The 14,144-nt window shown below is 62.7% G+C and carries 14 protein-coding genes, 2 tRNA genes and 1 riboswitch; of the genes, 2 read left to right on the top strand and 14 right to left on the bottom strand.

Translation table 11 applies throughout. The features are described from left to right. Positions 1-34 precede the first annotated feature (34 nt). Positions 35-1,234, bottom strand: coding sequence for an ROK family transcriptional regulator (locus FQP90_RS14125; RefSeq protein ID WP_167510496.1), 1,200 nt, complete (start codon positions 1,232-1,234; stop codon positions 35-37). 195 nt (positions 1,235-1,429) lie between these two features. Then, positions 1,430-2,584 (bottom strand): class I SAM-dependent methyltransferase, encoded by a 1,155-nt coding sequence (locus tag FQP90_RS14120; protein WP_144651527.1) that lies wholly within the window; start codon positions 2,582-2,584, stop codon positions 1,430-1,432. 223 nt (positions 2,585-2,807) lie between these two features. Between FQP90_RS14120 and FQP90_RS14115 the strand changes: the two genes are divergently transcribed. Beyond that, positions 2,808-3,185 (top strand): cupin domain-containing protein, encoded by a 378-nt coding sequence (locus FQP90_RS14115; RefSeq protein ID WP_144651525.1) that lies wholly within the window; start codon positions 2,808-2,810, stop codon positions 3,183-3,185. A 59-nt stretch (positions 3,186-3,244) separates the two neighbouring features. Here FQP90_RS14115 and FQP90_RS14110 read toward each other — a convergent pair. Further along, positions 3,245-3,317 (bottom strand) — tRNA-Ala (locus tag FQP90_RS14110). A gap of 363 nt (positions 3,318-3,680) precedes the next feature. Between FQP90_RS14110 and FQP90_RS14105 the strand changes: the two genes are divergently transcribed. Continuing rightward, positions 3,681-4,265 (top strand): ScbR family autoregulator-binding transcription factor, encoded by a 585-nt coding sequence (locus FQP90_RS14105; protein ID WP_144651523.1) that lies wholly within the window; start codon positions 3,681-3,683, stop codon positions 4,263-4,265. Between the two features lie 89 nt (positions 4,266-4,354). Here the strand turns inward: FQP90_RS14105 and FQP90_RS14100 are convergent. From FQP90_RS14100 to thiD, 11 genes are all read right to left on the bottom strand, one after another. Then, positions 4,355-4,427: transfer RNA gene (locus tag FQP90_RS14100), tRNA-Ala, on the bottom strand. A 116-nt stretch (positions 4,428-4,543) separates the two neighbouring features. Beyond that, entirely contained in the window at positions 4,544-4,948 is a 405-nt protein-coding gene (gene rsfS, locus FQP90_RS14095) for a ribosome silencing factor (protein ID WP_144651521.1), read from the bottom strand. Between the two features lie 59 nt (positions 4,949-5,007). Further along, positions 5,008-6,195, bottom strand: a complete 1,188-nt coding sequence (locus FQP90_RS14090) for a hypothetical protein (RefSeq protein WP_144651520.1) — start codon at positions 6,193-6,195, stop codon at positions 5,008-5,010. A 7-nt stretch (positions 6,196-6,202) separates the two neighbouring features. Beyond that, positions 6,203-6,874 carry a nicotinate-nucleotide adenylyltransferase gene (gene nadD / locus FQP90_RS14085; protein ID WP_280115983.1) on the bottom strand — a complete coding sequence of 224 codons (672 nt, stop codon included), beginning with the start codon at positions 6,872-6,874 and terminating at the stop codon, positions 6,203-6,205. Positions 6,875-6,878: 4 nt separating this feature from the next. Then, positions 6,879-7,118, bottom strand: a complete 240-nt coding sequence (locus FQP90_RS14080) for a hypothetical protein (protein WP_144651516.1) — start codon at positions 7,116-7,118, stop codon at positions 6,879-6,881. Positions 7,119-7,200: 82 nt separating this feature from the next. Then, positions 7,201-8,565, bottom strand: a complete 1,365-nt coding sequence (locus FQP90_RS14075; RefSeq protein ID WP_144651514.1) for a glutamate-5-semialdehyde dehydrogenase — start codon at positions 8,563-8,565, stop codon at positions 7,201-7,203. Beyond that, positions 8,562-9,743 carry a glutamate 5-kinase gene (gene proB / locus FQP90_RS14070; RefSeq protein ID WP_144651512.1) on the bottom strand — a complete coding sequence of 394 codons (1,182 nt, stop codon included), beginning with the start codon at positions 9,741-9,743 and terminating at the stop codon, positions 8,562-8,564. Before proB ends, FQP90_RS14075 begins: the two co-directional genes overlap by 4 nt. Further along, positions 9,733-11,319, bottom strand: coding sequence for a GTPase ObgE (obgE, locus tag FQP90_RS14065; RefSeq protein ID WP_144651510.1), 1,587 nt, complete (start codon positions 11,317-11,319; stop codon positions 9,733-9,735). The genes proB and obgE overlap by 11 nt, the downstream gene beginning before the upstream one ends. Positions 11,320-11,454: 135 nt before the next feature. Further along, positions 11,455-11,718 (bottom strand): 50S ribosomal protein L27, encoded by a 264-nt coding sequence (gene rpmA, locus FQP90_RS14060; protein WP_003803426.1) that lies wholly within the window; start codon positions 11,716-11,718, stop codon positions 11,455-11,457. Positions 11,719-11,780: 62 nt separating this feature from the next. Beyond that, positions 11,781-12,089, bottom strand: a complete 309-nt coding sequence (gene rplU / locus FQP90_RS14055) for a 50S ribosomal protein L21 (protein WP_018777818.1) — start codon at positions 12,087-12,089, stop codon at positions 11,781-11,783. A gap of 375 nt (positions 12,090-12,464) precedes the next feature. Then, entirely contained in the window at positions 12,465-13,982 is a 1,518-nt protein-coding gene (gene thiD / locus FQP90_RS14050) for a bifunctional hydroxymethylpyrimidine kinase/phosphomethylpyrimidine kinase (RefSeq protein WP_144651508.1), read from the bottom strand. Further along, positions 13,973-14,071: riboswitch (TPP riboswitch) on the bottom strand. Its footprint overlaps the gene before it by 10 nt. Positions 14,072-14,144 lie beyond the last annotated feature (73 nt).

Here is a 14,144-nt window from a genome sequence, read left to right as displayed (position 1 = left end):
GCCTTGCGGATATTCGGTTGTCCCTGCCCAGGGCCTAGCCCTCCAGCAGGAGCCTTTGTGCGCGGGGGGCCAGCGTGTGTTCCAGCACGAGGCACGCTGCGCCGATGGCGCCGACATCCTCACCCACACCTGTTCCCACCACTTCGAGGCCGTGGATCATACGGGCCGCGTTGTTCGTATCCAGGAGCGCAGGAACACGTTCCAGGAAGTACGGCGACACCCGACCCCAGAAAGGGCCGCCGAAAACTACGCGCTCGACGTCCAAAGTATTGGTCACGACGGACACGGCACGCGCGACGAGCGTAGCCGATTTGGCCAGGATGGCAATGGCCTTTTCGTCGCCGGCATCAGCTTTATCGCACAATTCGGCGAAGCGCTCTTGGACCTCAGGGCCGTCGGAACCCTCATGACGTCCGTCGAGGACGCCGGCTTCCTGGGCTTCAGCAACAACCACCTGCGGGATGGCCGAAGATTTGACGCAACCGCGCTGACCACAATCACACAGCGGACCATCAGGGTCCACCACAATATGACCAATTTCACCGGCGTTACCCGATGTCCCCCGCACCACTTCATCATTGAGCACGATGCCGCAGCCGATGCCTGTACCCATGTACATGAAGACAAAGCTTCCGGCACCACTGGCCCCGCCTGCCCACGTCTCGGCAACCGCGGCGCTGGTGACGTCCTTGTCCACCAGCGTCTCCAGGCCTGTGGCCTCGGTCAATGCCTCCCGGATGCGCACTCTGTTCCAGCGTGTCAATAGAGGCGGCTCCACTACGGAACCTTCGTCAAGGTCGATCGGACCGGGAACCGCAACACCCAGTCCCGCGATCTTGGTTGCGTCCACACCTGATTCTTCGATGAGCACTTGGATCTGCTCGGCAATACTGGTGATCACGCCCGCCGGGTCACCGCCCGGCGTCGCCATGCGGGAATGCCTCACGACGTCACCGAGCAAGTTCAAGACAACAAAAGTAATGACGGCCGGGTCCAGGTGCACGCCCACCGCATACATCCCTGCGGGGTTCAGGCGCAGGATGGTGCGCGGCTTTCCGGGGCCGGAACCCTCCTTGCCGGCCTCCACAATGAGTTGCTGATCCAGGAGGCGCCGCGAAATGTTGGAAATCGTCTGCGGGGAGAGCCCCACGATCTGTGCCAGTTCGACGCGGCTGAGTCCGCCCGATGACCGCCGGATCGCCTCCAGAATGACGGTCAGGTTGAAGTCCCCCATGCGGGGTAGGTTCGTTCCGCGCCTAGGTGTCGGCTGCCGGATCTCAGTCACTGATGCCCCTCGTTATTCGGAAAACGTCGTCGAATTAGTCTGTGTCTGCATCGTACGATACCCCCGCCGCCACGGATACGAGCACACGCTGGCCACGGAGTCAGGGCTTGGTAACGATGACACTGCATTGTATGCGACAGGCGTTCAGACCGTGGTTTTTGATGACGCCCAGCCCTTCCGGCTCCGCGTCACCGTGAACTTGGGATTCCTGCCTTCCTCAACTGTCGGCCCGATGAGGCGTTCAAGGGCAGCCCGGTACTGCAAGTGGCTGTTGTAGACCGTCCATAGTTCCCCTCCGGGCGCCAGGACCCGGGCGGCGGCCTCAAACATCTTCAGCGCAGCGCCAGCGTGGACGCTTGTACCCACATGGAACGGCGGGTTCAGCAGGATGAGGTCGGCACTGCCCGCATCAAGGGTGGACATGGCGTCATCGTGCAGCACCGTGATCTGCTCCCCCAGGCCGTTGGCCGCCGCAGTCCCCCTGGCCGAGGCGACGGCGGCCGCGGACTGGTCAGTAGCGATGACACGGGCCATGGGGTTACGGCGCGCATACATGGCGGCCAGAATGCCCGTTCCGCAACCGAGGTCGACTGTTTTCTGCGATGGTGGCATGCGATCAAGGAACGTGAGCAAGTAGCGCGTTCCGATATCAAGGCGGGCACCGGAGAATACAGCGCCGTGGGCCTGTACCGTGAGCCCCAGCTCCGGAAGTGACTGCACCATGGGGAAGGGCGCCGGGCCGGCAACGGGTTGAGGGTTCTTCGCCACCAGCACACGGGACTTCTGCCGGGCCAGCTGGGGTTGGAGCGTGGAGAAGTACTTTTCCAACACAGCGTTCATTCCAACGGACATGTGCTTGACGCGGCCTCCGCCAAGCAAGACCGCATGCGGCGGTGCAAACCGGGCAACGGCGTCGGCGATTTCCTCCAACTCAGCAAGCGACTTAGGCAACTGCAGAAGGATCAGGCTCGCCCCCTCCAGCAATTCCCGGCCGAGTTCATGCTCAATGTAGCGCCCCTCCAACCCGGCCGTGGCCGCATTGCGCTGAAGCGCGCGCCTGCCGGTGGACAGGTCCTGGTTCACCCGCACATGTTCGACGCCGAGCCCAACCAAAGCGCCCAACGTCAAGGCGCCGTAACGGTCGCCAATGACAACGATCTCGGTTTCCGGGCCGACCAAGCCCCCAGCCGTCTCCAGCAACAGCCTGTCAGTGGCGTCGTGAGCCTGGAGGTTGTCCGCTTCGACGTCGGGGAGCCTGCTTAGGCTTCCGAACAGCGCCTCAAGTTCCCATGACGTCACGATGCGGTTCTCGCTTTCCTTGCGGCAGCTTTTTTGACTTAGCTGCGGTGTCTCGACTTAAGAGGTGCCAGGGAGGAATCTGGAGAGCATCAGGCAAACACCTGCTCGTCGCTCCGGTTGATGTCACAACCCTCGGACGCCGGCAGGCATAGGAACCGGCGAACCCAAGGAGCCAGGCACCGGGACCACCAATCATTCGGCTCCCCCTCCCCAACGAGAAGCCATGAGTGTCAATGTTGTCACGAACCTTGAAGTAAAGTCCCACAACTCCCCCGACGAGACACGGCGACCGGACAAGACCGTGTTGGACCTTGTCACCGTAGGAGACTACACAATCGGCCGCATGACGTTTGAACCGGGCTGGACCTGGGCCGACTGCATCAAACCAGTCGTCGGTACCGACTCCTGCCAGCTGAGCCACGTAGGTTTCTGCGTCTCAGGCAATTTGGAAGTGGAAACCAACGACGGCGGGAAGATCAGCATTTCCGCGGGAGATTCCTACAGCATCCCTCCGGGCCACAACGCCAAGGTGGTGGGCAGTGAGCCCTTCCAAGGCGTCGAGTTCGTCAGCGGCGCGGAATTCGCACGACCTCCCGAGTAAATTCGCAGTCGAGAGAAAGCAAAAGACCCCGCTCGAATGAGCGGGGTCTTTTTCCGAAGTGGAGCTGAGGGGACTCGAACCCCTGACCCCCTGCATGCCATGCAGGTGCGCTACCAGCTGCGCCACAGCCCCGGATTTGCTGGTTTCGTGGGGAAGTATTTCTCTTCCCGTCGAAGCAACTCGTCAATACTAACCACATTCAACCGATAAGCGAAATCGACAAACCGTGAGGTACGTCACTGCCGGCAATTGTTCCCCGGCAGCCGAGGTGCGCTGGACGAATCCATCGCACCTCCCCCCAAACCGGCTGCCAGCGAGCGTGCACGCATAATCCTGCAGCGCCCTCCTGAAGTCTAGAATCTCTCCCTGGATAAACCAAACCGTCCAGTCGGTTTTTGATGCTGAGGCATTGCGGCCGGTGATAGCGTAGTGGGGGCCTTAAGGGATGCTTCCCGGCCGCCGCACCGTCCACCACCGAGAGGTCAGCCACTACCGATGCAGCAACGTGCGAAGGAAACGCGGCTCGCTGTCATTGAAGGTGCTGCCCGGGTCTTCGCAGAGATTGGCTACGGGAACGCCAGCCTGACGGACATCACCAAGCGCGCCGGCGTGACCAAGGGTGCACTGTACTTCCACTTCACGTCGAAGCGGGAACTTGCTCTGGCAGTCATCGAAGAACAGCATGCCTTGGTCTTGGCGGCAGGTTCCGACATTGTTGGCTCCAGCAAGCCGGCACTGGACAAAATCATCGGCCTCTGCAGGATGTTCGGCCAACAATTGCTGGACGAGCCAATTGTCCAGGGTGGCATTCGACTCACCTTTGAAGCATCCGCGTTTGAAGCGGACGTGTCCGGCCCCTACGAAGACTGGATCAGCACCGCGGAGCAACTTCTCCAGCAAGCCCGATCGGACGGCGCCGTTCGGCCCGACCTTGATCCTGCGGCCTTCTCCCGCTTCCTGATTGCCTCCTTCACCGGCGTCCAGATGGTCTCCGATGTTCTGACGGGACGTGAGGACGTGCTCCTCAGGATCGAACAGATGTGGGACTTCATGCTGCCGGCACTGCAGCGGGCCCCCTGAACGCTCGGCGCGGGGCCACCATTCCGGGCACACGAAAGAGGCCCTGCCGTTCTCCACGAAATTCGTGAAGAAAGGCAGAGCCTCTAGAGTGGAGCTGAGGGGACTCGAACCCCTGACCCCCTGCATGCCATGCAGGTGCGCTACCAGCTGCGCCACAGCCCCATATTCTTGCCGCTTCGCGTTCAGCTTTTCGGCTGTCCGCGCCGAAGCAACTCAAATATCTTAGAACAGCATTTCCGAAAATTCCAAATCGGGCATATTCGGCTGCCGCGCAGTTGCTAGTGCTCTGACTCCTCCACTGTTACCGACTTGGCAGAGGCATCGTCTCCCAGTTCAAGGTCCACCACAGGGCAGTCCTTCCAGAGCCGTTCCAGGGCGTAGAAGACCCGGTCCTCAGCGTGCTGGACGTGGATAACGATGTCGGCATAATCCAACAGGACCCAGCGGCCTTCCGAGCGGCCCTCGCGGCGCACGGGACGAAGGTCCTGCTTAAGCAGTTCCTCCTCGATGCCGTCAACAATGGCGTTGACCTGACGCTCCGTGGGAGCAGACGCAATCAGGAAGATGTCGGTGAGCGCCAGACGCTCGCTGACATCCAGAGCGACAATGTCCTCGGCAAGCTTGTCGGCTGCGGCACGCGCGGCGTGACGGGCGAGGGTGATGGATTGTTCATGTGCAGACACGGGGTACTCCTTGTTGTGGCCTGTGGCCTATGGATGGCGTGAGCCGTTATTGAGCGGAACTAGCCGCTCGTGATCATGATGATGCCGACGATGAGCGCGACAAGGCCCAACGCCAGGACGCCGTACTGCAACAGCCTGTTTCGCTGCGCCCTTGCCAAGCCAGCCGTGTTGACGTCAAGGGGATCAAGTCCATACGCCGTGCTGGCCGATACCGGTGGCCGCTGCGTTTCTTCGCTGGGCTCCACCGCCATGACGGGCTTCTTCCGCACGGACCGGGCCACCGCCTCCGCCCGGGCAAGCACTCCGGCGCGGCCACGTGACCCTTGCTCCCTGCCGGTCGGTGGGACGGCATCGAGCTTTGGTCCCGCAGAGGTAATCAGAGGCACGAAGGTGGTGCTCGGACGCTTCATGACGGGACGTTCGACGCCGGGAACCTTGACGAACTCCAAGGGAGTCACCATGGCAAGGTTGTTGGCTGTCGAAGGACCCGCCGTGACGGCAGGGGACTTGGGTTCGGCTGGGACCTTTGGCTCCGGCGCCTTGCCCTTGTCCGTCTGATTCTGCTCCGCGAGTTTCTGCTTCGCAGCGGCACGCTTGTTCAATACTGCCGCGCGCTCGGCGAGGGCGATCTGCTGGGCCAGGACCTCCGGATCAACGGCCAACGGATCCTGCTCGGCAATGTGTTCCAGCTTGGCAGTCTGGTTCTGTACCTGGGCAGCGATCAGCTCGCGGACCGCGAGTGCCTGCTCCACGGACATTTCGGATTCCGCTGAAGGATCCTGGGTTTCCCCACCATCGGACGGCGGCGAGGAAAGGGCCGGGGCCTTCTCCTTGGACGGCGCCTGTGGAGCCTCCGGCTTCGCAGCGTCCGGAGCGGAGCCGGGAGCCGGGACGATGGGGTTCATGGAAGTGGCCACTTCAGCCTGGAGCTGCTGAAGCCGAAGCTGGCGTCGTGTCGGCGGGCCACCCCCGGAGAGTTGCTCCTCCTTGTCGGCAAGTTCCTTGATGGTGCGCAGCGCTGCACGATCACGCGCACGGATCTGGGAAGACCGCTCCTGGGCTGCGGGCCCCACCGCATCTACGGGCGCATCTGCGGCGCGGCGATTGCGGCTGTTCGCACGTTCAGCCCCCATCACGGGCTCGGCTCCTGCGGGTGCGGTTGTCTCCGCCTGCGCCTCCGGGTGCTCTTCCCGGGCGCGACGCAGTTCACGCCTGCTGCGGATGGGTCGCTGTTCCTGGCTGCTCATTCAAAACTCATTCAGTACGTGCTTGGTCGTCTGATCCGGACACTGCCGGAGCGAAGTCCCCCGCCTCGGGGCGCGCGGCATACAGTCCATATTTTGCGATGTACTGCACCACACCGTCCGGCACCAAGTACCAGACGGGGTTTCCTGCTCCTACGCGGGTTCGGCAGTCCGTGGAGGAGATGGCCATGGCCGGTACCTCCAGCAGGCTGACGTCATCCCTGCCCATGTCATGCAGCTCGTGCCCCGGACGGGTTACGCCGACGAAATGGGCCAAGGACCAGAGTTCGTCCACGTCCTTCCACGACAGGATCTGCGCCAAGGCGTCGGCGCCTGTGATAAAGAACAGATCCGCATCGGGGCGGAGGGCGCGAAGATCGCGCAGGGTGTCGATGGTAAATGTCGGACCTGGTCGGTCCACGTCCACCCTACTCACCGTGAACCGGGGATTGGACGCCGTGGCGATCACCGTCATGAGGTAGCGGTGCTCCGGCTGGCTGACCAGCTTGTGCGATTTCTGCCAAGGCTGGCCCGTGGGCACGAAAACCACTTCATCAAGGTCGAACTTGGCTGCGACTTCACTTGCAGCCACAAGGTGGCCGTGATGGATGGGATCGAATGTTCCACCCATCACGCCCAGCCGAAGCCTGCGCTCCGACTCCCCACGCGGTGTTGCGGCGATAATGTTAGTGACCCTGGCCGTGGGTGTGCTTGTTCGGGTGCTGGCGGTGCGGATCGGAGTGCTCTTCTACGGCCTCGTGGCGATTGCCCAGGTTGGTGTAGGAGAGGGTGACGAACATGAGAACCAGCAGGAAAGCGAACATCACAATGCCGAAGACCCACGGCTCAGCCCACAACGGAGCGAGTTCCTCGTGGCCCCCTTCAGTCTGGGCGGCAATGGACGTGGCGATCTGCTGAAACAGCATCTTCTCCCCTAGTTGGTTCTCAAGGATTTTCGACGACGGGACTTCCCGCCGTTCCGGACTTCTGTTCTATGTTACCGCGTTGCTAGCTGCGGACTTGGCCCTCGCCCTGGACGATCCACTTGGTGGTGGTCAGTTCAGTGAGGCCCATGGGACCCCGCGCGTGGAGCTTCTGCGTGGAGATGCCCACTTCAGCGCCCAACCCGAGCTCGCCACCATCGGTGAATCGCGTGGACGCATTGACAATCACGGCTGCCGAGTCGATCTCGGCTATGAACTTCTCGGCATTGGCCAGATTGTTGGTCAGGATTGCCTCGGTGTGCCCGGTGGTCCAAGTGCGAATGTGCTTGACTGCATCATCCAGGCTGTCCACCATGGCGACGGCGAGGTCCAAGTCCATGTACTCGGTGGCCCAGTCGTCATCGTCAGCCGGAACAGTCTCCACCCCCTTGCCCAAGGCCGATGCAATCCTCTCATCCACGTGGAGGGTCACCCCGGCCGACCGCAGCGCATTGGCGACTGCAGGCAGCACCGTGGAACCGGAGTGCACCAGAAGGGTTTCGACAGTGTTGCAGACACTCGGCCGCTGGGTCTTGGCGTTGAGGAGGATCTCCACTGCCATCTCTTCGCTGGCCGATTCATCGATGAAGATGTGGACGTTACCTTCACCGGTCTCGATCACGGGCACCGAAGAGTTGGTCACGACGGTCTGAATAAGGTCGCGTCCGCCGCGGGGAATGAGGACGTCCACCCGTCCACGGGCACGCATCAGTACATTGGCACCTTCACGGCCGTACTGATCCACGGTCTGGACCGCGTCGGCAGGCAGACCCACGGAATCGAGCGCTTCGCGAAGAATCTGCACCAGTGCCTCGTTGGTATGTGCAGCTGCTGAACCACCACGAAGGATTACGGCGTTGCCACTCTTGAGGGCAAGACCGGCGATGTCCACAGTGACGTTCGGACGCGCTTCGTAGATGGCTGCAACAACACCCATGGGCACGTTGACCTGCCGCAGGCGGAGTCCGTTGGGAAGAGTCTGTCCGCGGACGACGTTCCCAACGGGGTCCGGCAGTCCAGCCAGGTTTTCCAAAGCAGCAACGAGGCCATCAATACGGGCGGGTGTCAGGGTCAGTCGGTCCAGGAGTGCCGCCGATGTGCCGTTGGCGCGACCGGCCGCCACGTCCTTGGCATTGGCCTCAAGGACGTGCTTCCGGCTCTCCACCAGGGCTGTTCCGATGGCACGCAACGCACGGTCTTTCCAGGCACGGTTAGCCTGGGCCATGCGTCGGGCGGCCTTGCGGGAGCGGTCCGCAATGGCGTGAACGGCAGCCTGGACATCCTCCGGCGACACCGGGACGCCGCCTGCCACAGGGTTCTCCGGCGTCTGGCCGGCAGCACCGGAAACGTCGGAGATCGCAGGGGCGTCAGGAGTCAGCGCTTCAGTCATGCTCCAAGTTTAGATGAGCGTGACGCCCGCAAGAGCACCAGGTCGTCAACATGAACAACTTCGCGGTCATAGCCCCTGCCCATCGCCTGGCCCAGCTCCTGGGTGGTCCGGCCCAACATGCGTGGCAGCTCCTCCGACGAGTAGTTCACCAGGCCCCGGGCCACGACAGTTCCGTCCATGGCCACCATCTCAACAGGGTCGCCTGCTTCGAAGTCGCCGCTGACATCGGCAATGCCGGCAGGGAGGAGTGACCTGTGCCGGTCGCGCACGGCCTTAACTGCACCGTCGTCGAGCATCAACCGCCCGTGAACCGTTGCCAGGTGAGCCAGCCACAAGAGGCGGACGGGCTTTCGGTTGCCGTTGACCGCGAACCAGGTCCCCACGTCCTCGCCCGCCAGGGCCGCGGCAGCATTCGCGGTGGATGTCACCAACGCATGGATACCCGATCCGGCGGCGATGGAGGCGGCCTCCACCTTGGTCATCATGCCGCCGGTTCCCACGCCGGCCTTGCCTGCCTTGCCGATGGTCACGTCCTCAAGGTCCTGCGGACCACGGACCAGCGGAATGCGTTGGGCGCCCTGCGACGGCGGACCGTCGTACAGGGCGTCGACGTCGGAAAGCAGCACGAGCGCATCGGCTCGGACCAAATGCGCAACCAAGGCAGCCAGGCGGTCGTTATCACCGAAGCGGATCTCATGGGTAGCCACGGTGTCGTTTTCGTTGACCACCGGCACCACGCCCAGGTTCAGCAGTCGATCCAGCGCCCTGAAGGCGTTGGTGTGCTGCGTACGGCGCATGAGGTCGTCGGCCGTCAGCAATACCTGGCTCACCGTCACGCCATGCGCGCTGAACGCCTGCGTGTAGCGGGCCATCAGGAGCCCCTGGCCCACACTCGCTGCGGCCTGCTGCGTGGCAAGATCCTTAGGGCGCTTGGCCAAGCCCAAGGGTGCCAGCCCGGCGGCAATGGCGCCCGAGGAGACAAGGATGATCTCCGTCCCCGCGTTGCGCTTATCCGCAAGGGCATCAACCAGTCCGGACAGCGACTTTTCCGAGATTCCGCCCTTGATGCTGGTCAGTGAGGAGGAGCCCACCTTGACCACGATCCGCTTGGCAGTGGCCAAGGCAAGGCGCTCGAGTCCCCCAGCTGTAGTTGGAGCGTCGACGGTCCTAGTCGTCATCACCGGAGTCCAAGTTGCTCTCCCTGATGGCCTGGGCACGACGACCACTGACGGACTCTGTCCAGATGCCGGCCTTGCGTTCGGCTTCGAGTTCGGCACGCGCGGCGGCCTTGGCCTCGCGCCGTTCGATTTGTTCGTCACGCTTCTGGGAACGCGTGGGACGGTCACCAATATCTGCAACACGGATGTCGGTGCCACGGGGCGTTGCCAGGAGTTCCGCGCCGGCCATCATGGTGGGCTCCCAATCGAACACCACGCCATCGTCTTCGCCGATGACTACGGTATCGCCGGGCTTGGCGCCGACCTTGAAGAGTTCCGTCTCCACGCCCAGCTTGGCCAGGCGGTCCGCCAAGTAGCCGATGGCTTCCTCATTGGTGAAGTCTGTCTGCTTGACCCAGCGCACAGGCTTCTCGCCCAGGACGCGGAACAACGGCTCGAGGTTCTTTTCCTCGCGGCGGATCTTGAAGCCGGATTCGTTGACTGCGCGCGGACGCAGGACGGGCGGGGCCACCTTGGGCGGGGCGGTCTGGACGGCATCGCGTGCCGCCTTGACGATCTCTGCCATGGCAAAGCCGAGTTGGCGCAAACCCTCATGGCTGGTTGCCGACACTTCAAAGACACGGTATCCGCGGGCCTCAAGGTCCGGACGGACAAACTCGGCCATGTCCTTGCCGTCAGGAAGGTCCACCTTGTTGAGCACCACGAGCTTGGGACGCTCGTTCAACGGCACCACTTCACCATCCACACCCGCATAGCTCATATCGACGGCGTACTTCTCCAGCTCGGCCTCAATGATGGCGAGATCGGAGAGTGGGTCTCGGTCCGATTCCAGGGTTCCGCAATCAAGAACGTGGACCAAAGCGGCGCAGCGCTCTACGTGGCGAAGGAAGTTGTGGCCGAGGCCCTTGCCTTCGCTGGCACCCTCGATGAGGCCGGGCACATCGGCAATGGTGAAACGGACCTCGCCCGCCTGGACCACGCCAAGGTTGGGAATGAGGGTGGTGAACGGGTAGTCGGCGATCTTGGGCCTCGCTGCGGACATTGCGGCGATCAGGCTGGACTTACCGGCAGAGGGAAAGCCAACCAAAGCGATGTCGGCGATGGATTTCAGTTCCAGGACGATGTCGCTGGATTCTCCTTCGATGCCGAGCAAGGCAAAGCCGGGGGCCCGGCGTTTCTGTGAGGAAAGGGACGCGTTGCCGAGGCCGCCTTGACCGCCTGCCGCAGCGATGTACTCGGTGCCTTCGCCCACGAGGTCAGCGAGGACTTCGCCGTCCTTGGTCTTGACCACGGTGCCGTCCGGCACCGGAAGAATGAGGGTTTCACCGTTCTTACCCCCACGCCAGTCACCCATGCCGGGGCCGCCGTTGGTGGCGTGGCGGTGTGGAGCGTGGTGGTAGTCGAGCAGGGTGGTGGTCTGGGCGGACACGCGCAGAATGACGTCGCCGCCGTTGCCGCCGTTGCCGCCGTCGGGGCCACCGAGCGGCTTGAACTTTTCCCGCTTTACGGAGACACAGCCGTGGCCACCGGTTCCGCCGGATACGTGCAGGACTACCCGGTCTACAAAGCTCGCCACGTGGATCTCCTCTATTGCTGTTGCCAGCGCTGTTGCAAAAACCGAGGCGCCCGGGGCGCCCTAGTCGATTGTAATGCGGTTAAAAGAACGGTGGAGCGGGCCGTTTGGCCCGCTCCACCGGTTCAGAACTTGTTGTTACTCTGCAGCTGCAGCAGCAACGATGTTCACTACGCGACGGCCGCGGCGAGTACCAAACTCAACCGCACCGGCCTGAAGTGCGAACAGGGTGTCGTCGCCACCGCGACCGACGCCTGCACCGGGGTGGAAGTGCGTTCCACGCTGGCGAACGATGATTTCGCCGGCGGAAACTACCTGACCGCCGAAGCGCTTGACGCCCAGGTACTGTGCGTTGGAGTCACGACCGTTGCGAGTGGAACTCGCGCCTTTTTTGTGTGCCATGTGAAATGCCTGCCTCTAAATTTCTGGGGAAACTGAAAAACCTGAACAGCGGGTAACGAAAGCTACGCGATGCTGGTGATCTTGATCTTGGTCAGTTCCTGACGGTGACCCTGACGCTTCCGGTAGCCGGTCTTGTTCTTGAACTTCTGGATGACGATCTTCGGACCACGGAGGTCCTCGAGGATCTCAGCCGTAACCTTGACGTTGGCCAGTTCCGCAGCTGCGGAGGTGACCTTATCGCCGTCTACCAGGAGCAAGGCGGGCAGCTCAAGCGTGCTGCCGGCTCCACCGGGGACGCGGTTAAGCGTTACGTAGTCTCCAACGGAAACTTTTTCTTGGCGGCCGCCTGCGCGGACAATCGCGTACACCACTTGGGTACTCACTTCTCTCGACGTTTATAACTAAATTTGCGTGCGGAACCTTGAACCGGAATCAGGCTTGGTTCGCGCTGTGCCTCAACGCCGTGGACTTCTGATCGAAGTCCGCGAGTCATCCCATGAACAATTCCAAGGGGCATAACCCAAGTGTTGGCGTAAGCACCGAAGATCAAGATTACGCTAGTTTGACCTTCAGCTGCAAATGAGGCCGGGTCCGGAGGCTACCACGTGACTTGCGTCACCAGTTGTAACGGACTCTCCCGGCACCGTGCCCATACAGCCTACAGGGTTTGGGCGCGATTAACGCGATTTCGCTCGCGACGCGCGGTGGCGGCCTCGAAAACGCGCTTCAGAAAGTTCCGGCGGACCTTACGCGAACAACCGCGGAGCGTCGAAAAACGCAGTTTCATAGCGGCAGGACTGCACGAACGCCTCCACCATGGCGTCCCGCTCACCGTCAGATGCTCCCACAGCGGCGCTATCCGTGAAGTTGATCGCTTTTCTGGTGGCCTCCGCAAAATCCTCGTCCGAGTACGTCCTCAACCAGTCCGCGTAGGCATGGTCGGCAGGGGCCCCGGCATCGACGTAGGCGGTGTGGAGCTGTTGGCCGACTTCCGCATACAGCCAGTAGCAAGGCAGAATCGCCGCCAGAACCACCGCGTAACTGCCGGAGGCCGAGGACGCCAGCAGGTGGTCCACATAGGACTTGGTGACGGGGCCCGTGACCGTGGACGTCTCACGGGAGCCCAGCCAGTTCCTGTGCAGTTCCGATTCAACTTCGAGGCATTGCTGGGAGGCCTTTGCCCAGAACAACTGCTCCTCCTCCGTGGGTGCGAGGGCTCCGGCGCGTGCCAGTACCCGGGAGTACCCATTGAGGTAGATGGCGTCCTGGGCGAGGTAGTAGTTGAACCACGGCTCGGGCAGCGACCCTGACTGCAACTCCTGAATGAACCTGAGGGAGTAGATCGCCTCGAGCTCCGGTGTGGCGTGGTTCCACAATGCGGCGGCGAAGGCGCCGGGCTTGAGTCCTTGCTGGTGGTGGAAGTGATGGACCGGCCCGCTCCCCTGCCCCACCTCGAGGGCGTCAGAGCTCATCAGGGCCTGGAGCAGCCACGGCTTCACCTCCCTAAGGGAGGCCTCCCAGTCACCAGTTCGGGCCTGGACAGTGGCCAGGGCCGAGGACAGGGAGCAGCCGGTGCCGTGGCTGTTCTGTGTCTCGACCCGGGGCCCAGCAATCTCGACCACATCCCGCCTCAACAGCCCGCTCGTATTCACCAGCGCGTCGGGGCATTCCGAACCCGCCAGGTGGCCGCCCTTCACCAGCACGGTGTTTCCGCACTCGGCGGCCAGTCGCTTGCCTTGGTCCAGCGCCGAGGACCAATCGGGTGCCTCGGGCTCCCCCAGCAGCATGGCCAGTTCAGGAAGGTTGGGTGTGATGAGGTCCGCCAGCGGCAAGAGCGAACGCAGGGCTTTCTCAGCAGACTCACGCAGGAGGCGGTCGCCACTGGTGGCCACCATCACCGGGTCAAGGACCACGACGGCGGGACGTACCTCTTCGAGCCACCGGCGGACCTCATCGATCACCGCCGCGTCCCCAAGCATTCCGATCTTGACGGCATCGATATCGATGTCGCTGCTGATGGCATCCAACTGCTGGCGCAGGAACTCAACCGGAGGTACGTGAACGGCATGGACCCCCATCGTGTTCTGCGCAGTCAGGGCGGTAATGGCAGCCATCCCGTACCCGCCGTGGGCTGCGATGCTCTTCAGGTCGGCCTGGATGCCGGCCCCGCCCGAGGGATCGGAGCCGGCGATGCTCAACACCCGGGGCGTTGCCCTGCTCGAGGTCACCAGAGGGTACACAGGGGAGGACAATGATGCAGTCATGAGGACATCCCTTCGCCGGTGCTAACCGGACAGGTTCAACGGGTTTGGATCTCAGCCCGGCCCTTCGCCCGGCACCCCGTGTCAGTTCCCCAGCCTAGCCGGGAAGCACCAAAGCCCGGGAACCCTGCCACTGTGAGGACTGGATATGACTGCGGTTTGCTC

Source organism: Paenarthrobacter nitroguajacolicus, from assembly GCF_007786235.1.
Classification (GTDB): domain Bacteria; phylum Actinomycetota; class Actinomycetes; order Actinomycetales; family Micrococcaceae; genus Arthrobacter; species Arthrobacter nitroguajacolicus_A.
The sequence above is the reverse complement of the archived record's forward strand: the minus strand, read 5'-3'. Positions and strand labels throughout refer to the sequence as shown.

Coding starts and splice junctions, on each gene's coding strand:
- FQP90_RS14125 (WP_167510496.1), bottom strand. CDS start 1,234: ATGGGGGACTTCAACCTGACCGTCATTCTGGAGGCGATCCGGCGGTCA.
- FQP90_RS14115 (WP_144651525.1), top strand. CDS start 2,808: ATGAGTGTCAATGTTGTCACGAACCTTGAAGTAAAGTCCCACAACTCC.
- FQP90_RS14105 (WP_144651523.1), top strand. CDS start 3,681: ATGCAGCAACGTGCGAAGGAAACGCGGCTCGCTGTCATTGAAGGTGCT.
- FQP90_RS14090 (WP_144651520.1), bottom strand. CDS start 6,195: ATGAGCAGCCAGGAACAGCGACCCATCCGCAGCAGGCGTGAACTGCGT.
- FQP90_RS14080 (WP_144651516.1), bottom strand. CDS start 7,118: ATGCTGTTTCAGCAGATCGCCACGTCCATTGCCGCCCAGACTGAAGGG.
- FQP90_RS14075 (WP_144651514.1), bottom strand. CDS start 8,565: ATGACTGAAGCGCTGACTCCTGACGCCCCTGCGATCTCCGACGTTTCC.
- proB (WP_144651512.1), bottom strand. CDS start 9,743: ATGACGACTAGGACCGTCGACGCTCCAACTACAGCTGGGGGACTCGAG.
- rpmA (WP_003803426.1), bottom strand. CDS start 11,718: ATGGCACACAAAAAAGGCGCGAGTTCCACTCGCAACGGTCGTGACTCC.
- thiD (WP_144651508.1), bottom strand. CDS start 13,982: ATGACTGCATCATTGTCCTCCCCTGTGTACCCTCTGGTGACCTCGAGC.